This is a genomic window from Neobacillus sp. OS1-2, from assembly GCF_030915505.1.
GTDB lineage: Bacteria > Bacillota > Bacilli > Bacillales > Cytobacillaceae > Neobacillus.
Window position 1 is genome coordinate 1,568,239 of record NZ_CP133265.1, and the last position, 23,283, is coordinate 1,591,521.

Genomic DNA, 23,283 nt, shown 5'->3' on the forward strand with positions numbered 1-23,283 from the left:
CTAGTATTATTATTGTGCTTTCTTAAGGCCTACCTCTTCACCCTGTAACATCGTCGAATTCTTCTTCATTTTTCCAAAGAAATGGAAACCAACATATAGGAAGCAAAGCATCGGAACAAGGAATGAAAGCTGCATGGAACCAAATAAGTCGGATGCGAATCCTTGGATTGCCGGAACCACCGCGGCCCCAACAATGGACATCACCAAAATGGCACCAGCCAGTGCTGTATATTGCTTTTCTTTAACAACATTCAGTGTTTCTGCATAAATAGTCGCCCAACAAGGACCAAATAGCATACTAACAGCAACGGCACCGTAAACTGCTGTCATGTTTGGTACAAACGAGACATATGCAAGGGTTGCTGCCCCAATGACGGAATAAATAACCAATATTTTAGATGGATTAAAGCGAGTCATTAAGAAATTGGCAATGAACTTTCCAACAAAAAAGGCAATAAAACTAAACACCATGAAGTTCGAAGCCACTCGTTCGTTAATATCCGGATTCAAGTCAAGTGCGAGACGAATCGTAAACGACCATACCGTTACTTGCATACCAACATATAAAAATTCCGCTGCAATTCCTTTTCGGAATTCTTTTATTCCAGCTAGATATTTCAGTGTTTGTACTAAATTAGGTGACTTACCAGAACCCTTTTCCTTTTTCACCACTGGTTTACATGAAGGGAATTTCGTTATCACAAACAACACGACCATAGCAATTAGAACAAATATGATATATTTATATGGTTCTAGCGTATGCTGAAGCATTTCGAGTCCAAACGCATGCGCTTCTTTAGGAGACATTGTAGCCATTCTTGCTTCCAGACTGGCGCCTTCCTGGAACACAAGATATTTACCAAGCAGGATACCTGAAATGGAGCCAAGCGGATAAAATGTTTGGCTGATATTCAAGCGCAACGTCGAAAACTGACGCGGCCCAATCATGGAGCTGTAGGTATTGGCCGCCGTTTCCAAAAATCCTAGTCCAATCGCAATGGCGAAGAGTGCAAATAGAAACATGGTATAGGTTGCCATTTCGGAAGCTGGATAGAATAATGTACAGCCAGCAATATAAAACAGCAAACCTACAATAATCCCAATCTTGTAATTTGTCTTTTTAATAACCATCGACGCTGGAATCGCTACAAAAAAGTAGCCGCCGTAAAATGCACTTTGAACAAACGCACTCGCAAAATCACTTAACTCAAATACATGCTTGAACTGCGTGATTAAGATATCATTCAAGCTGGCTGCTACCGCCCACATTGGAAACAATAACGACAATAGAATGAACTGTAGAATGGGGGTTCGGTTTAAGTAGCCATCTGGTAACTGAATAATATTTTTGCTTTTCATGTTCATTTCTCCTTATTAATAAATTGTAAAACTATGTAGCATGCTGACTATCCTTTTTTCATAACTTAATCAAATCTATCTTTTTTAAAATGTAAACGTTTAGATTTATTTAGAAAAAAATAGATTTAAAAGCTATTATTAAAAAACCGCATGGAGGACATTTAATGTAAACGTTTAGATTTTTTGTTCGAATTTAGAATATCACTGTTCACAAATGATGGCAAGACTTTTCTGTATCCGTTTACAGAAAACCTTATAAAATTTTAGAACGAGGATCTATAGAAAACAGCCTCATCCACTTAAAGGATGGGGCTGTTCATTTCAATCTACCTTTTCATTAGTCTGCAAGAATGCCTAATTATCAGTTCTGGAGGAATGGAATACGTTCGTTTCGGGATATCGTCCTTAAAATTAATTCGATCATGCAAGAACATGAAAGCAATTTCCCCAACTGTATTCATTGGCCGAGCCACCACAGTCAGCTTCGGTTTCAGAAATGTTGCTATATCGACATCATCAAAGCCGACGAACGACACCTCATCCCCTAGCACCCAGTTTAATTCATTCAAAGCCTTCATGCAGCCAATTGTCATTAAGTTATTCGATGAAAAAATGGCTGTGGGTCTTTCCTCCAGCTTACTTAGTTGCTTTGTCGCTGCATGACCACTGTATTCTCCAAAATCCCCTTGAACGACAAATCTATCATCAAGAGGAATAGTATAATCCTCTAGCGCCTTTTTATAACCAAGGAACCGCTCCAACCCCGGCGTTGTATTTTGAGGACCGCAGATGATCGCTATTTTTCGGTGCCCCTGCAGTATCAGATGTTGGACAGCCTGATACGATCCTTGAATATTATCAACCAGTACAGTGTCCACCTCAAAATTTCTGATGCTTCGATCGACTGCTACAACCGGTATTTTCTGCTCCCAAAGCAGGTTTAGATGGTCGCCATCCTCATTGGCTGTCGTAATGATGACTCCATCTACGCCCCGCTCTATAAAGTTCCTTACAATTTTCTCCTCAATAATAGGAGACTCATTCGTGCTGCTTAGAATGGTGAAATAATCCTTTTCACGGGCCTTCTGTTCTATTCCGGCCATCACTAGGGGAAAGAAGGGGTTTTTAATGTCAGGCACAATGACACCAATGGTTTTGGTATCCTTTCGTTTCATGGTTCTTGCAGCAGCACTGCGGATATATCCCAGTTCCTTGATTGCTTTAAGAATCCTCTCTTCCGTTACCTTCCTCACCCCGCCCTGGTTGTTAATCACCCTTGAGACTGTCGCAATTGAAACATCGGCCAATCTCGCTACATCCTGAATATTTGGTTTTGACTCCATTTTTGCATAACCCCTAGAATAAAACGTTTAGATTTTCACTAAAAAGTATACTTTCTTATAAATTAAGTCTAGTAAATGGCTGGAAATATAAACGTTTAGATTATTGTATATAAATTGAACCTAGCATCTTTTCTACCTTTAAGCAAGAAGTAATCATTAACCAATTGAAAGAATTGAAATTACTACCTTTCTATTATCGAGGCAGCCCCCTCTCTCACCTAAAGTTTATCAGAAGCAGCAATTTCAAGCGCTCGCTTTGCTTGTTCATGCCCGATAACATATTGGAAATCTTTGCGAAGTGAATTTGTAAATAGAGGTATTTGATCATTTGAGAGGTAACAGGTGTCGGGAATACAATAAAACATAACACACTTTAAAAAACGAATATTTTCACGTATAATGGATATATAATAAAAAAGAGAAGTGCGCTAACACTTCTCCCTGCAACCTCTACCGTCAGGGTGGTGGTTGTTAAAGTTTATTTTTATGTGAACCACCCTTTTGCTTGCTACGGCGCGGGGTGGTTTTCTTGTTTTCTAGAACGGCCTTCCGAATGAAATAAGCGCTCAATTCACGCATAACTCCCTTCAGAACTTCTCGTAGAATTTCAAGAAATGTTTCCATGATTATCACCTCCTTTCCCAAAAAGGAAAGAAGATCAACAACCAACCACCCTCACAATATTCAGTTGCAACTCCATTCTATCATTTCCTACAACTATAAAAACCTATCAATCTTCGACAAATATCGGGGTGTGACAGGCACCGGGAATGAAATGAATCCCTTATCACCCTGTCCTTTTTGCTGACTTCTTTCTATATAAAAGATGAAAGGTGGTGAGGGACAATGGCACAAGCGTTATTAGAAGGAACAAAGCTACGTTTGGTATTTGAAGCAGGCTTGGATGACGAAGGCAAACCTATCTTTAAAGCAAAAACGTTTAGCAACGTCACAAAAGCAGCATCTGCGGACCAATTATCACAGGCTGCACAGGCACTCGCTGCTTTATGCAATGACAAGCTCAACAAAGTAGAACGTAATGACAGCAACGAAATTATCGGCTAGTACTCTAGCGATAGGTTGAAACGATAGGAGGTGAAAGAAATGGCAAAGTCTTTAGAATTAGAATTTGGAACAGAGTTTGGAAAAACGGCTCGTATCTCCGTCGATAATCCAAAAGAACCAATCGATACAGAAGTCGTGAAATTATCGATGGCACAAATCATCGCATCGGATATTTTCATAACAGCAAGCGGAAGACTAGTGGCTGCAAAAAGCGCTAGAATGATTGAACGGAATGTAACAGATTACGAACTTGCTTAAATCTAAAAAGAGGCCGGATTCATCATGAAGCCGGCCTTTTCTTAACAAAAGGAGGTCATTTCCATGGAACAACTCATTCCCCTCATCAGTCAGGTAGGTTTTCCAATTGTCGTAACCCTATATCTACTCTATCGCATTGAATCAAAGCTTGATTTAGTGGTACAGTCGATCCAAACGCTGCCGGACCGAATGAGGGAGCGAATATAAAACAGTAGAACCAGCTTTGAATAAATTCATATGCTGGTTCTTTTATTCAGATTTTGGTTACAGCTTTTTCGATTCTGTCAATTTCTTCATTTACTTGTTTTAACGACTCCAAAATAAATACTTCAATCCATTAGACTCTTATATTACTTTTCGCTTTAAAATATTTTCTAACAGGGACCAGGCTTCGTAACAGCTTGGACCCGTCATGAAAGGCTCAAAACCATAGCTTAGATACATATTGACTGCTTGGTAGCTAGTAGTTTGCGAGGTTAGATAGGCTGTAGAATGATGATCGGCCAAAATACTCATGGTTGCACTGAGTAAGGGTTTCGAAAGTTTCTTCCCTTGATAATTAGGCGCAATGCCCACCCAATGGATTCTGCCCAGTACTTCTCCCTCATTATTTAAAGTGCCATACCACGCTGTTGTTGTTCCAACAACTTCCCCCTTTTCATTCTCGATGAAAACACACCTTCTAGACATCTCATCCATATGGGGACCAAATTCTTTATTGAAGCGTTCAAGTGCCGCTTTCTCGTTTTGAAATTCACCTACACTCGCTTCAATCCTTGCCCAATTATGTTGATCGCCTTTTTCAAATAACCTTATTTGAAAACCAGGTGGAAGCGGATAGTTAGGAATATCCAACAAATCCTTTCTCACCATTTTAAGTGGAAGTCTTTTCATTCGAATCATCTCCTTCTAGTGGTGTGCCTTTTTAACGGGGCCCGAAGCAGGTACAGGAATCGGTAAGAGATGCCCAGATTTCTAGATCTCCCCGCTTATTTCTTACTATCAATGTAACTTATTGTTCATGATTTAGAAAGTACCTGTGATACCTGTTCCGTACACTCACTCGCTACTGATTGCTATTTATGTAAGCACCATCTTCTTCACATTATGTTCACCAGCAGTAGCAATTTCAAACGCTTGTTTTGCTTGTTCATGACCAATAAATTGTTGGAAATCTTTTTGATGTGAATTGTAAATAGTGGTATTTGATTATTTGAGGTTAAAACTTCGTGGATGAAGCAGATAAAAACTTACAAAGCCTTCTGTTATTCGTAAATATGGCACGAGTCCAGGACATGCGCAGTCACGAGCTTTTAAAGGAAATCGAGGAAAAGGGGCTTTTCGAGTATTATCTTCGTAAATAAATGAATAATGATGATAAAAACTTTCAGTAATATTTTATAACCAGGACCGGGTTTCATTTCACCGCGTCCCCACATTAAGTTCTTCGCACCGCCACCAGGCTTCACTGAACCAATTCTAATTTATCTAAATCAACTATGAACCTGCCATCTATTAAAATATCAAGTCCAATGAGACCATTGATATCCCAATCGTCTAAATCTCCAAAATCTACTTTTATATCCTTTATTTCATGCTTACCCAATTTAATAAAATCAATAGATTTTCGGAAGGAATATTCTTCGCCACCAATTCCAAATGCACTCACTAATTGGTCACCGTTTTCAAAACGAATACCTAATTCCTCCACCACATCAGAAGAAATAAGAGTATGGGCCGCTCCAGTATCAACTACCAATTTATCAATTACTTTTGCCTGCCCTTTATATGAAATGGCCATTTTCCCTTCAAGCAGAAGATTAACTAACTCTAATTTCATGACCTTAACCCCCGTAATCCGGTAGCATTTCTCATTTCTATCATAATTCTCTCTGAGCCTGTATGGTAAACGATGGTGTCACCCTTTGATTTGAGGAGCTCCTTCGTAGCAGCTTTAGGGTCTTTAATTGTATTTATTAAGGCAACGTCTGTCACAATCTTTTTATTATCCATGAGGTAAAAATCAAGAATATTTAGTTTTACATATTGATTTGGGTATATTTGACGGACTTCTTCCCATTTCATTACTTTTCCCTCCTTGTTCAATTCTTACTATCAATGTAACTTATTGTTCATGATTTAGAAAGTACCATGTGATATTTGTACCGTACACTCGCTCGCTACAGTAACAGCACTATCTATTATAGTTAATAGTTACGTGGTCGACTGACCCTTTACAAAGAACTAATTAAAATGATTAGTAGTTGCCCCCCTCCGAAATCTGATTTAGTTTTTCTCTTTCACTACTACACTTTTCACACTAACACTCATACAATATTTTTCTTTCCTCTGATCCAAGGTACCTTCATAAAAACCTAGTATGCTTTCAATATTCATAAAACAGGGTTGTACCGCTCTTGGATATTTAAACAAATAATAACTGCTCCAAGGATAATATTCTGGCTGTCTTACCATTTTTGCCTCAATAGGATTGAGATGAATGTAACGGCTGACCTTTAGCATGCCATCCATATCTTCAATTACTTTATCATAATAGCGTTTTTCATAAACATGCCCAGTTAAACGGTATTTTGCATTGTAATAGTTTGCATACCGTTTGTTGATAAGGGACATAAGCTTTGAAAAAGGAATTTCGGGGGAACGAATCTGCAGGTGATAATGATTTGTCATTAAACAATAGGCAGCCACTTCAAAGGGAATCTTTTCATGTAGTTGGGTAAGAATGTGTAAAAGGGCTTGAAAATCCGTTGCATTTCGAAAAAGTGGATCACGCCGATTTCCTCTGCAAACAATATGGTAAAAACGGTTGGGTAGCCAAATTCTTTTCTGACGAGACATTTACGTTTCCCTCGCTACAGCTTGTTGTTTATGTAGCCCCCATCTTCTCAATGTCATCGCCTCCCAAATGGCCGTATCCGTTATTTTGTCTTCCCCACCCAGATCTGAAATGGTTCTTGCCAGCCTGATAATTTTAATTTGCACCCGGTTACTCCAGTTTTGCTTGGCGGCAACAGACGAAAGCATTTTTTGCTGATCCCGTGTTAATGGGCTGGTTTGAGTCATGACTTCAAATGGTATCTTTGCGTTAGAGATTTCAGATTGATAACGTCGATATTGAAGTTGTCGTGCTATTTCAACGCGAGTACGGATATCTAAGGAGGACTCTTGAATCTTTGATGGTTGGTCTAAGTTGATTGACTTTAGTGATAGTAGGATATCAAGCCGGTCAAAAATAGGGCCTGACAATCGATTTCGATAGGTTTGGATCTGCTTCTGTGAACAGGTGCAGTAATAATCATTGGAACCAAGAAAGCCACACGGGCAGGGATTCATCGCACCTATGAGGATAAACGAAGAAGGGTATGTCACAGTGGAATGGGCCCTGCTAATCGTTACCTGTCCAGTTTCAAGTGGTTGTCTTAACATATCAATCGTCTTTTTAGTAAATTCCGCAATTTCATCAAGAAACAGTACACCTCGATGGGCAAGTGAAATTTCTCCCGGTCTTGGTGAAGATCCTCCTCCAATAATCGAAACGGATGAAGCAGAATGATGCGGATTCCGGTACGGAGCATTTTGAAAGTGACTCCGCCTTTCCCCAGCAAGCTGGTAAAGACTCATGACTTCAAGTTGTGCCTGATTCGTAAGAGTAGGTAAAATAGAGGGAAAGGTTTCTGCAAGCAAGCTTTTTCCGCAACCCGGCGGCCCGCTCATGAGCACATTATGTTCACCAGCAGCAGCAATTTCAAGCGCTCGTTTTGCTTGTTCATGACCAATAACATGTTGGAAATCTTTGTGATGTGAATTTGTAAATAGAGGTATTTGATCATTTGAGGTTAAAGTGTGGTGGAACGGCAGTAGTTGTTGTCCTTCTAAATGCTGAACGACCTCCTCGATATGCTGGACAACAACGCACTCCAAGCCTTGCAGCATATGTATAGGGATGGTGGGATCATACGGGAGATAAGCTTTCTTAATACCAAGTCCTTTAGCAGCAATCAGGGCCGGCAGCATTCCCTCTGCTTTCACAACCGTTCCATCCAGCGAAAGTGCTCCAATAAACGCAGCATCCGTTGGAATTTCACCTTTAATCATATGAAGCTCCTTCAAAGCGGCAATGGCAATCGCTAAATCAAATAGCGGCCCATTTTTCTTTTGCTCTGATGGCGACAGATTAACCACCACTTTCTGGTCCGTCACATCCACATCAAAATGACCAAGTGCCGCCACCACTCGTTCCCTCGACTCTTTAACTGAGGCATCCGGCAAGCCCACAATCACCATCGATTCAGTACCCGTTTTGATCTTTACCTCGACCTGCACCCGATAACCTTCAAGACCTTTTAAACCAACACTCGTAACTTTAATTGTCATAAAAAAGCCTCCCTGTCATGATGGTTCAAAACAAACACAAATAGAAAATGGAAATTTAGCAGTTATAAAGAGAAGAATTAGAGATAGAGATAAATCAATAAGGAATAAATGTGGATGAATTAAATGATGGTAAATTCGGAGTCTGGAATCAAAATGGTAAAATGATGGTACTCAATCTAATATTCTACAAAAAGACCAAGAATCCTCCAAAGTTATATGGATATTCACAAAAAATTCACTATCTTCACCTCAAAGTCAATATTAATTTTGACATATCTTGAGTGTAGAAAGGCGTCGGGAATACAATAAAACATTACACACTTTTAAAAGTGAATATTTTTTTGTATAATGGATATATAATAAACAAGAAAAGTGCGCTAACACTTCTCCCTGCAACCTCTACCGTCAGGGTGGTGGTTGTCAATGTTGGTTATTTGTGCGAACCACCCTTCACTACGGCGCGGGGTGGTTTTCTTGTTTTCTAGAACAGCTTTCCGAATGAAATAAGCACTCAATTCACGCATAACTCCTTTCAAAACTTCTCGTAGAATTTCAAGAAATGGTTCCATGATTATCACCTCCTTTCCCAAAAAGGAAAGAAGATCAACAACCGGCCACCCTCACAATATTTAGTTGCAACTCTATTCTAGCATTTCCTACAACTATAAAAACCTATCAATCTTCGACAAATATCGGGGCGTGACAGGCACCGGAATTTAGTACCCGTTTTGATCTTTACCTCGACCTGCACCCGATAACCTTCAAGACCTTTTAAACCAACACTCGTAACTTTAATTGTCATAAAAAAGCCTCCCTGTCATGATTGTTCAAAACAAACACAAATAGAAAATGGAAATTTAGCAGTTATAAAGAGAAGAATTAGAGATAGAGATAAATCAATAAGGAATAAATGTGGATGAATTAAATGATGGTAAATTCGGAGTCTGGAATCAAAATGGTAAAATGATGGTACTCAATCTAATATTCTACAAAAAGACCAAAAATCCTCCAAAGTTATATGGATATTCACAAAAAATTCACTATCTTCACCTCAAAGTCAATATTAATTTTGACATATCTTGAGTGTTGAAAGGCGTCGGGAATACAATAAAACATTACACACTTTTAAAAGTGAATATTTTTTTGTATAATGGATATATAATAAACAAGAAAAGTGCGCTAACACTTCTCCCTGCAACCTCTACCGTCAGGGTGGTGGTTGTCAATGTTGGTTATTTGTGCGAACCACCCTTTGGCTTTCGACGGCGTTGGGTGGTTTTCCTGTCTTCTAGAACGTTTTTCCGAAAGAAATATGCGCTTAATTCGCGCAACATCCCTTTCAGAATTTCTCGTAAGATTTCAAGAAAAGTTTCCAAAGTTATCACCTCCTTCCTTTTTTCAAGAAAGGAAGAAATCGACAACCCGGACACCCTAACAATATTCAGTTGCAGTTTCATTCTATCATTAACTAATCATCAATAAACCTATCAATCTTCGACAAATATCGGAGCGTGACAGGCACCGGAATTAAGGATTTACGGGGTTTTCCCTTTTAAAAAGGAATATTTTTGTATATAATATATATATAATAAAAAAGAGAAGTGCTACTAACACTTCTCCCTGCAACTGCTACCGTCAGGGTGGTGGTTGTCTATGGTTTATTTTTTGCGAGAACCACCCTTTTGCTTACGACGGCGTTGGGTGGTTTTCTTGTTTTCTAGTACGTTTTTCCGAAAGAAGTATGCGCATATTTCACGCAAAATCCCCTTCAGAACTTCTCTTAGAATTTCAAGAAATGTTTCCATGATTATCACCTTCTTTCCAAATTGGAAAGAAGCGTAACAACCAACCACCCCAACAATATTCAGTTGCAACTCCATTCTATCATTTCCTACAACTATAAAAACCTATCAATCTTCGACAAATTTCGGGGCGTGACAGGCACTGGGATGCTGCTCTTGAGTACATTTGTTCACCTGCGCGCAGCAGCAAATTTCATGCTTTTTCTTTTAAATCGTGATCTTTTTGTATATAATGGATATATATATAAATGAGAAGTGCTGCTAACACTTCTCATTGCAACCTCTACCGTCAGGGTGGTGGTTGTTGAGGTTAATTTTATTTGCGTAAACCACCCTTTTGCTTCCTACGGCGCGGGGTGGTTTTCTTGTTTTCTAGAACAGCTTTCCGAATGAAATAAGCGCTCAATTCACGCATAACTCCTTTCAAAACTTCTCGTAGAATTTCAAGAAATGGTTCCATGATTATCACCTCCTTTCCCAAAAAGGAAAGAAGATCAACAACCGGCCACCCTCACAATATTTAGTTGCAACTCTATTCTAGCATTTCCTACAACTATAAAAACCTATCAATCTTCGACAAATATCGGGGCGTGACAGGCACCGGAATTTCCGGGGCTGCACGTAATCGATCTAGATGATTTAAATAAAGAGCTATGGACCAAGGCTGAAAAAGACCGCAAAAGGAAGCATTATCAAAAGGAGTGGACGATTTCAGAGTTATTTGAGGAAGATCGGGAAGCCTTCCTCCTATTGCCAGCTAAAGAATATGAATGTGTAAGGTACGAGACCCTGAAAGCCGATAAATACGGTTATATCAAGCTAGATCTTAACCTGTATTCGACTTCACCAAGATATGCGCAAGGCAAGGTCCTAGTAAGAATTTCATATAACAAAGTTGAAATTTTGAACGATGATCACCACCTCGTTGTCAGCCATTCCCGATTGTATGGCCAATACAGAAAGTCCATGAAATGGCAGCCATATCTAAATTTGATGGCCAAACGTCCTACGGCACTTAAATATACAAGTTTCTATGATCAGCTCCCGGAAGAATGGAAAAGTTATTTTGGTGCTTGTACAGTGCCTGAAAAACCAGAAGCTCTGAAACTATTATCTATAATTCTGAAAGACCACGATTTCAGTGTCATTACGAAAGCACTGGTCATTGCATCGGAACATGGGCATCCCTCCGTGGATGCCATAAAACAAGTATTCTATCAACTTATTAACGGACGTGGAATCCGTAGTGATATTAAGCCGAACATATCGCTACCCAAACTACCGGAAGCGACGCGAGGCCTCGGACATTATGACCAGCTCCATAAAGGAGTGGACGCATAATGAATGAGCAAATTAAAACCTATGCAAAGCGATTGAAGCTGAGCTGGATCAAAGAACATTTTCATGAAGTCGAATGCTCAAATAATCAAGAGTTTTTATTTAAGCTCTTTGAAGCAGAAATCCAGCAGCGTGAAGAACGCAAGGTTAACCTCCTATTAAACCAAGCTACGCTTCCAAAAGTGAATGGAAAACCGTTTGATTGGAGCGAAGTTCAGATTCCGGGAGGAATGACAAAGGACTATCTATTGAATGGGGAGTTCATAGAAAAGCAGGAGAATAACATTTTCTATGGAGGGGTAGGTGCAGGTAAGACTTACCTCGCCACGTTGATTGGTTTGAATGCCATATATAAGTTTGGCAAGTCCGTAAAGTTCTATACAGTTGCAGGATTGGTAAATAGGTTACTTGAAGCAAATGAAAAAGGCACTTTACCGAAATTGTTTAAACAAATAGAAAAGCTGGATTTATTGATCCTAGATGAACTAGGTTACATCCCCTTGCATAAACAGGGTGGAGAGCTATTATTCCAAGTCATTTCAATGTGCTATGAGGCCAAAAGCATCATTATTACAACCAACCTGCAGTTCGGTCAATGGAACCACGTTTTTGGTGATCCAATCTTAACAGAGGCAGTCATTGACCGTCTAATTCACCACTCCCACCTAGTGGTTTTCAACGGAGATAGTCATCGTTATAAAGAGTCATTATTACAAACATAGCAATAATGTTGGCAAGTGGTTACATTTTTAGTTGCCGATTAAAGCATTTTTTACTTGCCAAATACATCGTGACACCGAATGGTATCCCTTGTGGTGAATGGCCTGTCCAGCCATTCCACATATTTATATCGAGAATGAGAGAGTACGAAGGTAATAAAATATAATTTAACAGGTTTTTTTTCTTGATTCTTAACTGTTATTTCTCCCCAATCCACTTGAATCTGTTGCCCCATTGGTATTTCTTCAACAGCCTCATGATCCCGAATACGAATAACCTTTGGAATATGGTAAATATCCCTTAGCTCACTAACATATCCTCGAACAGTACTACTACCAATTTCTATTGAAGGAAATTTCTCTTTTAACCAATCCTCCACTTGAGCTGAAGAAAGATCTGGATTTTCCTTGAGCCAGCTTAAAATAAGATGCTGGTGTGTATCTAATTTCTTCCTCCTACTTCCTGTTGATGACACCCACTCTGATGCTTCATTGAAACTCATATTCAAGTACTTATAAACTGTATTTCTAGAAATCTCTAATTTTTTTGCAATGGCTGCTATTTTAAAACCCTGTTTTTTTAGTTGATGTATCTCTACGTACAAAAGTAACTTTTCCACCTTTCAAACCCCCCAGCTAACAATGATGATATAAAATCATGATAGCGTAACTGTTGGCCAATTTGGTAAAAAAGTGTTCAAATCTATCTGGCAGAAACTGTTGACTTTAGTTTAGCAGTTACACCCCTATACATCATATACAACAGAGTTTAAAATAGACGTACTGAACTATATAAAAGAGACAGGGACGTCTATCAGAGAAACGGCAGCTATATTTAACATTGCAACACATAGTACCATTTCAAAATGGAAAAGTAGTTTCGAATTACATGGAATAGACGCCCTAAAACCAACACAAAAGGGGCGTTCACCTATGAAAAAAGAAACTAATAAATCTCAACCCATGGATGGATCTGAAGAAGCATTACGTGGTGAAATTGAGCGTTTACGCATGGAGAATGCCTATTTAAAAAAGTTGAAAGCCTTAATTCAGGAAAAGGAAAGATTACAGAACAAGACAAAGCGCAAGTAATCTATGAATTAAGGCATGAATTTAAAGTAATTAATCTTGTGAAGGTCGCTGGTATTGGGCGCAGCACGTATTATTATTGGGTAAAACAAATGAATCGTCCAGATAAATATAAGGAAGTAAAAGAGTTGATTCAGGAGATTTTTGACGAACATCAAGGGCGGTGTTTGTCAAGATAGTTGTCGCATTTTCCTTGTTTACTAGTGTATTAAATTTAAAGAAACTACCGCGCTTCGCTTGCTGGCCATCTCCAAATAGAACAGAATTTTATTCTGTTCTATTTGGAGATGGGTAAAGGGGATTCAAGCATATCTGAAGATAATCTATTTGGATGCATTTTCTAATGATTCTTTCATTGGATTTAATGCTACTGATTCATGTGGACTCCAGTCCCTTGTAGACCTTGTCCAACGTTCAGGCCGTTTTTGTTTCGCTTGCTCATAGACTTCTTTTCTCTTATTGAGAACTTCTACATAGGCTCCAGTATGACACTGTTCAGGCGTCACAAAATTTATGCCACTGTGCAAATGTACGCAGTTATACCAATGTACAAATTTCAGTGCCCATTCTCGTGCTGCATCGAGTGTTCCAAAACCTTTGAATGGGAATTCTGGTCTGTATTTTAGTGTCCGAAACATAGCTTCAGAATAGGGATTATCATTGCTTACTCTTGGTCTAGAATAAGAGCTTTGAATCCCCAACTTTTCAAGTAAGACCTGAAAAGTCGTCGCTTTCATCGGACTACCATTATCGGAATGGAGGACCAACGGTCTTCCTTGAATCTTCTCGCTTACAACCGTCTTCTTCATTAATTCTTCTGCGTATTTTGCCTCTTCCGTTTCCCAAATCTCCCAGCCAACTATCTTTCTACTAAATAAATCAAGAATTAAATAGAGACGGTAAAATATGCCTTTCACTGGTCCTTTTAACCATGTAATATCCCATGTCCAAACTTGGTTTGGAGCTATTGCTAAATGACTTTCTGGTAACCTCCGTTCGGGTCTCTTGCTTCTTCCCCGATGGTTTTGCATATTTTGTTCACGAAGCACTCGGTAAAAACTAGATTCGGAGGCAATATAAATACTTTGATCCGCCAATTTTGGCACAATTTGTGTTGGCGGTAAATCAGCGAATTCCTCTTTTTTAACAACCTCTAGTATTCTTATTTTTTCCTCTTGTGTTAGTTTATTTTTGGGTTCTGGGCGTAGCGCAATAGGGCGTTGATCTTCCTTAACTCCACCTTCTGAAACCCAGCGTTCATACGACCGTACACTAATGTTTAGTTCTTTACAAGCAAGGGCTAATCGCGCACCATTCTGGTTAGCTTCTTGAATGAGTTCTACTGCTAGTGCGCGATCTGACGGGCTGATCATTCGTCCTCTTGGTCCCCCCAGATCGCTTGGGCCTTTTTTCTTAAAAGTAATATGGCTGCGGCTTCAGCCAATGCTTTCTCTTTTTTAAGCAAATCTTTTTCTAAAGATTTGGCTCGTTTCTTCTCATCCTTTAATTCTTGATTCAACTGCTTTGTTTGATTAGTTTCCCGGCCATTTGCACTAAGACAAGTATCACGCCAAGCCTCAATTTGTTCTTTATATAATCCCTTTTTCCGGCAATACTCCGCTAGTTCTGCTTGATTCAATGAGTAGGTTTCCATAACGATTAAAAATTTATCTTCACTATTCCATTGTTCCGAGCCTTGTCCATCTCCAGGTGTGGCATTTCCAGCAGCTCGAGCATCCTTCCTCCACTTATACAACGTAGCTTCGGTAATACCAGTTTCCTCACTAATTCGACTGATAGCCTCGTTGTTTGGTGGCATCATCCTCTTCACAATGGACTCTTTTATTTCCCTGCTATAACGTCTTCCTAATTTCTCTGTCATGTCGATCACCCTCCGTGTTAACTAAAGTATAACACTAAAGTTCTATACGACATCTATCCTAACAGAGGGGGAGGGCGATATGGATATCGTCGAATCACATTGGAATTGCATAATCGGGGATTAAAAATAAATCATAAAACAGTCCGACGCTTAATGAATGAAATGGGATTAAAATGCCTTGTACGCATGAAAAAATATCGTTCTTACCGAGGAGAGGTAGGGAAAATTGCCCCTAATATCTTGAAGCGCGATTTTAAAGCATCAAAACCAAACGAGAAGTGGGTAACAGATGTAACAGAATTTCACCTATACGGGGAGAAGTTATATTTGTCCCCCGTTTTAGATTTATACAACGGAGAAATCATCGCTTATAACATAGAAAAACGTCCTGTTTTTCCCCTTGTTTCAAAAATGCTGGATGAAGCTCTTAAACATCTAAATGAGGGAGACGCCCCCATCCTCCATTCTGATCAAGGCTGGCATTATCAAATGAAACAGTACCATCATGCTTTAAAAGCACACGGAATTACTCAAAGTATGTCACGTAAGGGGAATTGTTTGGATAACGCAGTCATGGAGAATTTCTTTGGCTTATTAAAGTCTGAATTACTCTACTTAAAAGAATTTGAGAGTATGGAGCATTTTAAACTAGAATTAGAGAATTATATATATTACTATAATCACAAAAGAATTAAAGCAAAATTAAAAGGCATGAGTCCGGTGCAATACCGAATTCATGCCCAAATAGCTGCCTAAATTTTTGTGTCTAACTTTTTGGGTTCAGATCATTTGCTTCCTACGGCGCGGGGTGGTTTTCTTGTTTTCTAGAACAGCTTTCCGAATGAAATAAGCGCTCAATTCACGCATAACTCCTTTCAGAACTTCTCGTAGAATTTCAAGAAATGGTTCCATGATTATCACCTCCTTTCCCAAAAAGGAAAGAAGATCAACAACCGGCCACCCTCACAATATTTAGTTGCAACTCTATTCTAGCATTTCCTACAACTATAAAAACCTATCAATCTTCGACAAATATCGAGGCGTGACAGGCACCGGAATTAATAATGGAGTATAAAATTGTACTTTTTGAAGTAAAAAAACCAAAATACACCTTCATATTATGTATATTTTGGCTCTATTACAATGATTTTAATAACAGTTTTTTGTAAAATAAGTAGATCAGCCTTGAAACCAATTAGATATTTTTTAGAAACGTGTTTGGCAAGTTAAATGTTGATTTAATGAATTATCAGTATCTCACTCAAACTCCTTAAGCATCTTTACGAAGGACCTTCTTCCCTTTGAATATTCTCTTTACTGGAGAATAAAAAAGATTTTTTTCATAATTATTTATACCTAGGAGAGACATAAAGAGAATATAAGAAATAGAGAATAATATTATTTTAATACCAAGGAAAAAAATACTATTACCAACAATAATATGATTAATTCCAATGCCGCAGAGCAATGATATAATAACTGGTGCTGACAAACGAATTATATTTTTCCAAAAGAGTAGAATATCCAGACCTATTTTACGAGAATAATATATATTCATAATAATAACATTACCTAAAAATAAGGAAGTGGCCGTTGCCATCGCACTCCCTAACCCACCCCAGATTTTTGCTAAAGGGATACTTATTAATATATTTAATACTGCAATAAGTAAATATACAACTGATCTAAATCCATGAAGATTCTTAGCCTGTAAAATTGTTAATCCTACAGTTTGAATTAAAGGAATTGTCAGTGGCACCATTATTACCATTACTATATAAAAAGCCTCTCTATATTCTGAGCCCGCCCACAATTTTATAAAAGCCTGACCAAACAGGAAAAATCCACTTATAATAAATGCCATTATTATATATTGAATTCTTCCAAATCTAATCATCATTTGTGTAAATTCTCCCATCGTTGCGTTGCTAGCAGCCATCATTGATAATCTAGGTAGAAGAAGACCACTAACAGAGGTTGATAGATTTAAATACATAAAAATAAATTGCATAGCCACAGCATAAACCGCAACAACTGTAGTTCCTGATATGACTCCCAAAATAAACTGATCTGAACTCCAATATATTTTATCCACTATAACATTGAGAAAAATAAAAAAGGAGTATCCTGCAATTTCCTTTAGTAAACCTAAATCAATTTTTTCAAATTGAACTTTAATATTTAATACTTTAAAACAATAAATTACATTAATTATTAAACAAACAATATTTAATATCGTATTAACAACAACTATAGACACTGAACCATATCCAAAGAATAGTAGTGGTATCATAATACATGGGTTTATTAATGAACGGATAATTGTTATTACCCTTGCAAAAATAAACTTTTCATAAGCCTGTATTATTGAACCAAAAACACCTAACGGAAATGATATTGCAAAATTAAAAATTAGAAGGAGCATCATTATTTTAGCTTTATGCAATTCAGCCTGCTTTAAACTACCACCAAATATTCTTTCTAAATTAAAGTATATTAAAGCTCCAATCACTACAGTCAATAATCCAATTAAACTATAAAGCACCAAAAACATCCCATTTAGTTTTGATTCGGCACTTTTATCTCCCAATGCTCTATTACGTGCAGTATAACGAACAATCGCACTCCCTAAACCCATATCTAATATACTTAAATAACCAACAATTGAACCAATAAGTGAGTATAAACCATATTCTGATTGTCCTAAAAATCTTAGCATAAAAGGAGTATACAGAAGTGATATAAAAATAGTAATTAATATAGATGCATAGGAGAGAATTGCTCCAACCTTAACTTGGTTAAGTTTCAAAATCCTTTCCTTCCTTCGAATAGTTCATATTTTTCCTACCAGTCCATTTTCCATTCTTAAAAATCTATAAAATATTTTATTAGAATCTCTGTTCTTCAATAATCCTCTCAAGCTCGAGGTTTTTCTTGTACATTTTTTCTTTTACTTTACTAATATTATTTAAATCAATTAAAACACACTTTATAATTTGTTCGGTATCAGTTAAATCAGTAAGGTTAAATAATCGATCACAGGAATCTACAACCATAGCAAATCCCTTTACTTTCGATTGCCAAATTACACCCATAAATGGTAGTAGACATTTTTGCGCAATTATCATTGCATGCATTCTACCACCAATAATATAATCAAATTCATCATATAATTCGTATATATCATTTAGGGAAGTTGGTAGCGATATGCTGATATTAATTATTTTGTTTTGTAATAAATGATTCTCTAATTCTTGTATTGCCGGCCAATCAATAGTGTCTGTTGAGAAGAGTATCAGTGAATACGAATCAATTAAAGTTAATTTTTTAATTAGCTTAATAATAGAATCAGTATAGCTAATATACTCTTCATCATTCTTAAAGCAAACTCTTGAGAGAATATTAATACCAATTGATTTACTTTCGTATTTTTTTCCCTTTTTTAAACTTGGTTTTAAATAAAAAACTGGATCTATAGTCTCTTCTACTTTTTTGTTTGTTAAATCTTCAACTATTGCTTTCGATATAGGGTCTCTAACATTAATGGATGTTGAATAATGAAATGCTTTTTTATATAAAATTCTACTTTTTTTATATTTTGGTGGTTCCGCCCCAACAAACGCTACGTGTATCTTTTTATTATATTTATTCGCGAGCTTACAATACCGATAAAAAATAGATGGCCAGTCATAATGAGTATCCATTATCATATTTCCGCCACCAATTATTATTGAATCAACATCGTCTAAATCCTTAATATAATTTTTCCAGTTGGTTCTTTTCCTAATATAACTACTAAAAGAACCAACTGTATATTCGCCGAATAAGAAATTTAATACCTCTCTTATTATTTTCTTCCCCAACTTTATTAGTCTATTCGAATTATCTTTGTTTGTAGAATATTTATTTTCAAAAACTCTATTATTATTGGTCTCTATTGGTTCTATGTTGGCAAAATCATACTTTTTAACATTAAAACCTTGTTTAGATATTATCGTCTCTATTGCATTACTTAGTGCTAAATCACCAATATTGTTACTTTTAAAAAAACTAATTATTATTACTTTTCCCATATTTAGCTCCTCATTATCGGAATATATATTACAAAAATATCAATTTTATATACATCTGATAATTTTTAAAACTAATGTATATAAATTGGGAGTGATTGGTCATCTTTTTCTAAATTTGTTGCTATTCCTTACTATTTGATAAACCTTTGGTGCTCTTTAAATCAAAAAATGCAACAATACTTAAAGGTAAAAGGAAAAACCAAGTTATAAAAATATTAGAAGCAAATAGGGTATTTATGAAACCTAATAATACATAATACAACCAATATATCCTGACTAAAGGTTTATATTTTAAAGGTACTTTACTATTACAATAATTGTAAGCTTTTATTAAAAATATAAAAAAAGGAATTGAAAATAACCCGAAATTTGCTAATAAATCCAACCATGCTGAGTGACCACCTGCCCTAAACATACTGTTAGAAGTAAAGACAGTACCGGTCATAATATTATTTATAAATGCCTCAAGTGACTGATAATACAATTGATTCCTAATATTCATGTCTGACCCTGAAATATTATTCCCAGAAAAAAATTGTGACAATTCAATAAATCTAACAGATACTACATTAGAAATACCATTAATATTGGCAAGTGCCTCAAATAATGAAGCAATAGCTCCTTGTAATGTCAATAGAATGGTTAGTCCTAAAATTAATATTGAAATAAGTACGTATTTGTTTGTTGCCTTTAGAATAATAATTATGAAAAGAAAAAGTGATGTGAGAAGAATAGCAATTGTAAAAGATGCTTCGATTAATAATGCCATGAAAGCTATTATAATTAAAATTTGTAAATATCTATTTTTTCGAAAAGTAAAGAATGCAAAACAGAACAATAAAATCAATGACCCTAGAGAATAGAAATAGCCGTAGGTTCCGATACCATAGAAAGTATCTGTTCCTATTAATATATCTCTTGTTTCTCCACCTGTAGCTAGCAACCTTGCAATTAACGGGTTTGCCTTAATTGCGTTGTGAGTATTAATTGCAACTATTATAGTATCTAAGAATAAAAAAACAATTAAACATTTCTGTAACCATTTATTCTTTTCATCAACATAGAACAAAAAAATAGAGTATACAATCATCAAATATGAAATACTTTTTATATATACACCCAGTTCATTCTCTACAAAACCGGAGATAATTATCAAATATAAATTAAAAAGTAATAAAGGCCATAATTGAAGAATAATAGTTTTCAGAAAGGTTCTTCTATTAAGAATGGCCAAACCAAACCATACAAAAAACAAGCCCCATCTTAAATAGTTTACTACATATGGCATAATAAATGTAAATGTGCCATTATTAAGCCATGCTATAACAATTAATGCAAGACTTAAATGGAATAATTTAAAAATACTTAGTTTTTGCTTTTTTATTTTCGCTTCAAGAGTAGTATAAGTTTCCAATTAACTTCTCTCTTTCTTCTTATATTTACTATTTGTTATTGTTCTACTAACATTTCATTGTTATCTATTCATTTTCTACTAGCTGTAAGATCTCATTCATACATTTTTTTGCAAATGTTTCATCAAACCTATTTTCCGCAATTCCACCAAGATTATAATTATTTTTACTCCTGGTTATAATACTTTTTATACCTTCAGTAATTCTATCTTGGTGATTCTCAACCACTTCGCCTTTAAAATAATTAGTCAACATCTCTTTCGTTCCCCCTACATCTGTTGCAACAATAGGTCTTCCTAGTATAAGTGCTTCATTTGTTACTAGTCCCCAAGACTCAGTTCTTGAGGGAACGACTACTATATCCGCATTCAATAAATAAGGATAAGGATTAGGTTTTCTCCCTAATAAAAGTAAAGATTCTTCTAAATTATTCTCTTTTATCATTGAACTAATTTCAGTTTCCATATCTCCATCACCGATAACATACCAAACGAATTTGATCTTTTCACTCAATAGATTTTTGCATATAGTGATGATACGATCAATTCCCTTTTCATAAGTTATTCTACCAACTGTAATTAAACGTAGGTCCTGACTTTCCATATCTATCGTTTGTTCTAAAGCCATTTTCTTTATCTTCTTAACATCCAGCGGTAATCTAATAATATCCACATTAATATCAAATTTCTCAAAAAAACTAACGAATCCTAACTTGCACTCCTTTGAAACAGCAAAAATCTTATCAAATTTATCAAGTGTACTAATGGATAACTCTTCTTTCAAATTAAAGGTTGCCAGTATGGTTTTATTTGCATAAACTGTATGAATCCAAAGTACTTTCTTCTTACAATTTATCTGTCTATCAATCCAGTTAAGATAATTTGTCATAAGCGGTAAATCAAAATAGAATGCTAATGAATAATTATCTGCTAAAGTGCCATATTTAGCTTCTCTTCTGTTATGAAGCTTAGAGTTTGTGCCTAAGTCTCTTTTAATTAACATACGCCTAGCCATCTTATACGGGTGCTTTAAAACCCTTTTAATTCGTGAAATCTGAGCTTGCGTTTTATATAGCCTATCAAATTCACTCCCACATACCACACTCACACCACTAGGTATTTGATCTATCATTTCTTCATCATACACACCGGTGACGACCCACAGAGTTACACTATACCCCATTTCAATAAGAAGATTTAACTGTGTTATAGCAGAAGTATTTGTTCCTCCAACTAAGAAATTATCATTGATGAATATGATGTCCTTCAAAATCAATCCCTCATTTCGAATTATCTTCCATTTTCCCCTTATAACAAAAACATCATAAAGCCCTATTTTCTAGTACCTGGTATAATAGTTTAATTACCTTTTTTGTTTGAGCTTGTAAATTTTTATTTTTAATAATAAATTGTCTTGCACTTCTTCCTTTTTCATTCAATTCGAACTCACTTTTCAACATAACTTTTTCAATGGAATCTTTCCATCCTGCGATAGACTCATTCGGTGTTGTATATACATGTTCGTAATAATCATCGTCTATTCCCTTTAAATGTGTCATTAAGACTGGTGTTCCAGAAAGCATATATTCCATAGTTTTAGATGGAAATGAGTACTTTGTATATTCATCTTTAGAATATCTTGGGTTTATCAATAATTTAGCTCTCATTTCATACTTAAAGACATCACTCAATGGCTTCATTCCAAAATAAATAATTCTCGAATCTTTCTTAGATTCTTTTTCAATCTCATCTTCCATATCTCCTGAACCAAATATCCACAACTTCAAACTTGGGTCATCTATTTCTCTAAAGGCATAAAGCAATTTATCAATGCCAAATTGCTTGTGTAATGTTCCGGCATACATGATTGCATTTTCTTTTTTTTGTAGCAAATCCTCACTACGACTATTACTTACTTCAGCAAATGCTTCTACAACAGCACTAGGTTTATTCTTTCGATTAACTATTTCACCCAACTGCTTTGATACCATTAAATAGCCATCAAATTTTTCATACAAAAATTCGCTTAACATATTATAGATTGGAACTAATAAACTCTTTAAACCCTGTTGTTTTGTATATTTAAACATTAGATTTGGCAAATCATTTACATAGGTAACTATCAAAGAGCCACATAATTTTGAAAATAGAACTAAGGGTAGTGATACGGGTAGATACATCCCATATATTAGCACAACACGATTTTTCTCTTTTCGATTTTCCCAACTCCAGAGGGCCAATTCTAGAATAGAGGCTACTATATAACATAGCTGCTTTAATACAAGGAAATTTACTGCAGGCAAATATTTGGTTGTTACTCCATCTATGACTTCTTCCTTTTTAGCTGATATCAATTTCTTCCTACTAATTGGAAAGTGAGCAATCGGTAAAACCGTCCTAATCGTAATATCCTTATTTGCTTCGGACAGCCCCTTCAATAGTAAATTCTGAAAGTATTGTGGTGCAGCTGATGCCTTATGATTGGATTTTTTATTAATTGTATTAAAAGTTTCTAAATTACATGCAGTTCCGAAGAATAATATCTTCAT

The 23,283-nt window shown here is 36.2% G+C and carries 24 protein-coding genes and 3 pseudogenes; 7 read left to right on the forward strand and 20 right to left on the reverse strand.

Annotation, left to right across the window (positions count from 1 at the left end; translation table 11 throughout):
- Nucleotides 1-9: 9 nt before the first annotated feature.
- The 3 genes from fucP to RCG19_RS07675 form a co-directional block, all read right to left on the reverse strand.
- On the reverse strand, nucleotides 10-1,359 hold the full coding sequence (gene fucP, locus RCG19_RS07665) for an L-fucose:H+ symporter permease (protein WP_308110356.1): 1,350 nt from the start codon (nucleotides 1,357-1,359) through the stop codon (nucleotides 10-12).
- Nucleotides 1,360-1,685: 326 nt separating this feature from the next.
- Nucleotides 1,686-2,702, reverse strand: a complete 1,017-nt coding sequence (locus RCG19_RS07670) for a LacI family DNA-binding transcriptional regulator (protein ID WP_308110357.1) — start codon at nucleotides 2,700-2,702, stop codon at nucleotides 1,686-1,688.
- 471 nt (nucleotides 2,703-3,173) lie between these two features.
- A complete protein-coding gene (locus RCG19_RS07675) occupies nucleotides 3,174-3,326 on the reverse strand; it encodes a hypothetical protein (RefSeq protein WP_308110358.1) in 153 nt (50 codons plus the stop codon).
- Between the two features lie 222 nt (nucleotides 3,327-3,548).
- Here RCG19_RS07675 and RCG19_RS07680 point away from each other — a divergent pair, with 222 nt between their 5' ends.
- From RCG19_RS07680 to RCG19_RS07690, 3 genes are all read left to right on the forward strand, one after another.
- Nucleotides 3,549-3,767, forward strand: a complete 219-nt coding sequence (locus RCG19_RS07680; protein ID WP_308110359.1) for a DUF1659 domain-containing protein — start codon at nucleotides 3,549-3,551, stop codon at nucleotides 3,765-3,767.
- A 39-nt stretch (nucleotides 3,768-3,806) separates the two neighbouring features.
- Entirely contained in the window at nucleotides 3,807-4,025 is a 219-nt protein-coding gene (locus tag RCG19_RS07685) for a DUF2922 domain-containing protein (protein WP_308110360.1), read from the forward strand.
- A 63-nt stretch (nucleotides 4,026-4,088) separates the two neighbouring features.
- A complete protein-coding gene (locus RCG19_RS07690) occupies nucleotides 4,089-4,232 on the forward strand; it encodes a YvrJ family protein (RefSeq protein ID WP_308110361.1) in 144 nt (47 codons plus the stop codon).
- Between the two features lie 138 nt (nucleotides 4,233-4,370).
- Here RCG19_RS07690 and RCG19_RS07695 read toward each other — a convergent pair whose 3' ends face one another.
- The 9 genes from RCG19_RS07695 to RCG19_RS07730 all read right to left on the reverse strand — a co-directional run bounded on the left by RCG19_RS07695 (nucleotide 4,371) and on the right by RCG19_RS07730 (nucleotide 10,682).
- Nucleotides 4,371-4,919 carry a GNAT family N-acetyltransferase gene (locus RCG19_RS07695; RefSeq protein WP_308110362.1) on the reverse strand — a complete coding sequence of 183 codons (549 nt, stop codon included), beginning with the start codon at nucleotides 4,917-4,919 and terminating at the stop codon, nucleotides 4,371-4,373.
- A 186-nt stretch (nucleotides 4,920-5,105) separates the two neighbouring features.
- Entirely contained in the window at nucleotides 5,106-5,222 is a 117-nt protein-coding gene (locus RCG19_RS23690; protein WP_374049609.1) for an ATP-binding protein, read from the reverse strand.
- A gap of 268 nt (nucleotides 5,223-5,490) precedes the next feature.
- Nucleotides 5,491-5,865, reverse strand: a complete 375-nt coding sequence (locus RCG19_RS07700; protein WP_308110363.1) for a retropepsin-like aspartic protease — start codon at nucleotides 5,863-5,865, stop codon at nucleotides 5,491-5,493.
- Nucleotides 5,862-6,110 carry a hypothetical protein gene (locus RCG19_RS07705; RefSeq protein ID WP_308110364.1) on the reverse strand — a complete coding sequence of 83 codons (249 nt, stop codon included), beginning with the start codon at nucleotides 6,108-6,110 and terminating at the stop codon, nucleotides 5,862-5,864. The genes RCG19_RS07700 and RCG19_RS07705 overlap by 4 nt, the downstream gene beginning before the upstream one ends.
- A gap of 201 nt (nucleotides 6,111-6,311) precedes the next feature.
- Nucleotides 6,312-6,884, reverse strand: coding sequence for an REP-associated tyrosine transposase (locus RCG19_RS07710; protein ID WP_308110365.1), 573 nt, complete (start codon nucleotides 6,882-6,884; stop codon nucleotides 6,312-6,314).
- Nucleotides 6,885-8,420: a YifB family Mg chelatase-like AAA ATPase gene (locus tag RCG19_RS07715; protein WP_308110366.1), complete on the reverse strand. Its 1,536-nt coding sequence runs from the start codon at nucleotides 8,418-8,420 to the stop codon at nucleotides 6,885-6,887.
- Nucleotides 8,421-8,797: 377 nt separating this feature from the next.
- Nucleotides 8,798-8,989: a hypothetical protein gene (locus tag RCG19_RS07720; RefSeq protein ID WP_308110367.1), complete on the reverse strand. Its 192-nt coding sequence runs from the start codon at nucleotides 8,987-8,989 to the stop codon at nucleotides 8,798-8,800.
- A 1,089-nt stretch (nucleotides 8,990-10,078) separates the two neighbouring features.
- Complete coding sequence (locus RCG19_RS07725; RefSeq protein ID WP_308110369.1) at nucleotides 10,079-10,300, reverse strand: hypothetical protein; 222 nt, start codon at nucleotides 10,298-10,300, stop codon at nucleotides 10,079-10,081.
- A gap of 238 nt (nucleotides 10,301-10,538) precedes the next feature.
- Nucleotides 10,539-10,682, reverse strand: a complete 144-nt coding sequence (locus tag RCG19_RS07730; protein WP_308110370.1) for a hypothetical protein — start codon at nucleotides 10,680-10,682, stop codon at nucleotides 10,539-10,541.
- Nucleotides 10,683-10,972: 290 nt separating this feature from the next.
- On the opposite strand from RCG19_RS07730, the gene RCG19_RS07735 reads away from it, so the two are divergent.
- Together RCG19_RS07735 and istB are read left to right on the forward strand one after the other, a co-directional pair.
- Nucleotides 10,973-11,563: a Mu transposase domain-containing protein gene (locus tag RCG19_RS07735; RefSeq protein WP_374049584.1), complete on the forward strand. Its 591-nt coding sequence runs from the start codon at nucleotides 10,973-10,975 to the stop codon at nucleotides 11,561-11,563.
- Nucleotides 11,563-12,282: an IS21-like element helper ATPase IstB gene (istB, locus tag RCG19_RS07740; RefSeq protein WP_308110372.1), complete on the forward strand. Its 720-nt coding sequence runs from the start codon at nucleotides 11,563-11,565 to the stop codon at nucleotides 12,280-12,282. The genes RCG19_RS07735 and istB overlap by 1 nt, the downstream gene beginning before the upstream one ends.
- 50 nt (nucleotides 12,283-12,332) lie before the next feature.
- Here istB and RCG19_RS07745 read toward each other — a convergent pair whose 3' ends face one another.
- Nucleotides 12,333-12,899, reverse strand: coding sequence for a helix-turn-helix domain-containing protein (locus RCG19_RS07745; RefSeq protein ID WP_308110374.1), 567 nt, complete (start codon nucleotides 12,897-12,899; stop codon nucleotides 12,333-12,335).
- A gap of 127 nt (nucleotides 12,900-13,026) precedes the next feature.
- On the opposite strand from RCG19_RS07745, the pseudogene RCG19_RS07750 reads away from it, so the two are divergent.
- Nucleotides 13,027-13,529, forward strand: a pseudogene (locus tag RCG19_RS07750) (helix-turn-helix domain-containing protein); the annotation flags it as partial.
- Nucleotides 13,530-13,691: 162 nt separating this feature from the next.
- Here the strand turns inward: RCG19_RS07750 and RCG19_RS07755 are convergent.
- Nucleotides 13,692-15,250 (reverse strand): annotated as a pseudogene (locus RCG19_RS07755) (IS3 family transposase).
- A 30-nt stretch (nucleotides 15,251-15,280) separates the two neighbouring features.
- Between RCG19_RS07755 and RCG19_RS07760 the strand changes: the two are divergent.
- Nucleotides 15,281-16,006: pseudogene (locus RCG19_RS07760) on the forward strand (IS3 family transposase); the annotation flags it as partial.
- A gap of 24 nt (nucleotides 16,007-16,030) precedes the next feature.
- Here the strand turns inward: RCG19_RS07760 and RCG19_RS07765 are convergent.
- The 6 genes from RCG19_RS07765 to RCG19_RS07790 form a co-directional block, all read right to left on the reverse strand.
- Entirely contained in the window at nucleotides 16,031-16,162 is a 132-nt protein-coding gene (locus RCG19_RS07765; protein ID WP_308110375.1) for a hypothetical protein, read from the reverse strand.
- A 358-nt stretch (nucleotides 16,163-16,520) separates the two neighbouring features.
- Nucleotides 16,521-18,059, reverse strand: coding sequence for an oligosaccharide flippase family protein (locus tag RCG19_RS07770; RefSeq protein ID WP_308110376.1), 1,539 nt, complete (start codon nucleotides 18,057-18,059; stop codon nucleotides 16,521-16,523).
- 79 nt (nucleotides 18,060-18,138) lie between these two features.
- Entirely contained in the window at nucleotides 18,139-19,323 is a 1,185-nt protein-coding gene (locus RCG19_RS07775) for a polysaccharide pyruvyl transferase family protein (protein ID WP_308110377.1), read from the reverse strand.
- 121 nt (nucleotides 19,324-19,444) lie between these two features.
- Nucleotides 19,445-20,737, reverse strand: a complete 1,293-nt coding sequence (locus RCG19_RS07780) for a hypothetical protein (RefSeq protein ID WP_308110378.1) — start codon at nucleotides 20,735-20,737, stop codon at nucleotides 19,445-19,447.
- Nucleotides 20,738-20,801: 64 nt separating this feature from the next.
- Nucleotides 20,802-22,004 carry a glycosyltransferase gene (locus RCG19_RS07785; RefSeq protein WP_308110379.1) on the reverse strand — a complete coding sequence of 401 codons (1,203 nt, stop codon included), beginning with the start codon at nucleotides 22,002-22,004 and terminating at the stop codon, nucleotides 20,802-20,804.
- 52 nt (nucleotides 22,005-22,056) lie between these two features.
- Nucleotides 22,057-23,283, reverse strand: coding sequence for a glycosyltransferase (locus RCG19_RS07790; RefSeq protein ID WP_308110380.1), 1,227 nt, complete (start codon nucleotides 23,281-23,283; stop codon nucleotides 22,057-22,059).

What these genes read in the sequence shown, in the direction of transcription:
- fucP (WP_308110356.1), bottom strand. Translation starts at nt 1,359, where the DNA reads ATGAAAAGCAAAAATATTATTCAGTTACCAGATGGCTACTTAAACCGA.
- RCG19_RS07670 (WP_308110357.1), bottom strand. Translation starts at nt 2,702, where the DNA reads ATGGAGTCAAAACCAAATATTCAGGATGTAGCGAGATTGGCCGATGTT.
- RCG19_RS07675 (WP_308110358.1), bottom strand. Translation starts at nt 3,326, where the DNA reads ATGGAAACATTTCTTGAAATTCTACGAGAAGTTCTGAAGGGAGTTATG.
- RCG19_RS07680 (WP_308110359.1), top strand. Translation starts at nt 3,549, where the DNA reads ATGGCACAAGCGTTATTAGAAGGAACAAAGCTACGTTTGGTATTTGAA.
- RCG19_RS07685 (WP_308110360.1), top strand. Translation starts at nt 3,807, where the DNA reads ATGGCAAAGTCTTTAGAATTAGAATTTGGAACAGAGTTTGGAAAAACG.
- RCG19_RS07690 (WP_308110361.1), top strand. Translation starts at nt 4,089, where the DNA reads ATGGAACAACTCATTCCCCTCATCAGTCAGGTAGGTTTTCCAATTGTC.
- RCG19_RS07695 (WP_308110362.1), bottom strand. Translation starts at nt 4,919, where the DNA reads ATGAAAAGACTTCCACTTAAAATGGTGAGAAAGGATTTGTTGGATATT.
- RCG19_RS07700 (WP_308110363.1), bottom strand. Translation starts at nt 5,865, where the DNA reads ATGAAATTAGAGTTAGTTAATCTTCTGCTTGAAGGGAAAATGGCCATT.
- RCG19_RS07705 (WP_308110364.1), bottom strand. Translation starts at nt 6,110, where the DNA reads ATGAAATGGGAAGAAGTCCGTCAAATATACCCAAATCAATATGTAAAA.
- RCG19_RS07710 (WP_308110365.1), bottom strand. Translation starts at nt 6,884, where the DNA reads ATGTCTCGTCAGAAAAGAATTTGGCTACCCAACCGTTTTTACCATATT.
- RCG19_RS07715 (WP_308110366.1), bottom strand. Translation starts at nt 8,420, where the DNA reads ATGACAATTAAAGTTACGAGTGTTGGTTTAAAAGGTCTTGAAGGTTAT.
- RCG19_RS07720 (WP_308110367.1), bottom strand. Translation starts at nt 8,989, where the DNA reads ATGGAACCATTTCTTGAAATTCTACGAGAAGTTTTGAAAGGAGTTATG.
- RCG19_RS07725 (WP_308110369.1), bottom strand. Translation starts at nt 10,300, where the DNA reads ATGGAGTTGCAACTGAATATTGTTGGGGTGGTTGGTTGTTACGCTTCT.
- RCG19_RS07730 (WP_308110370.1), bottom strand. Translation starts at nt 10,682, where the DNA reads ATGGAACCATTTCTTGAAATTCTACGAGAAGTTTTGAAAGGAGTTATG.
- istB (WP_308110372.1), top strand. Translation starts at nt 11,563, where the DNA reads ATGAATGAGCAAATTAAAACCTATGCAAAGCGATTGAAGCTGAGCTGG.
- RCG19_RS07765 (WP_308110375.1), bottom strand. Translation starts at nt 16,162, where the DNA reads ATGGAACCATTTCTTGAAATTCTACGAGAAGTTCTGAAAGGAGTTATG.
- RCG19_RS07775 (WP_308110377.1), bottom strand. Translation starts at nt 19,323, where the DNA reads ATGGGAAAAGTAATAATAATTAGTTTTTTTAAAAGTAACAATATTGGT.
- RCG19_RS07790 (WP_308110380.1), bottom strand. Translation starts at nt 23,283, where the DNA reads ATGAAGATATTATTCTTCGGAACTGCATGTAATTTAGAAACTTTTAAT.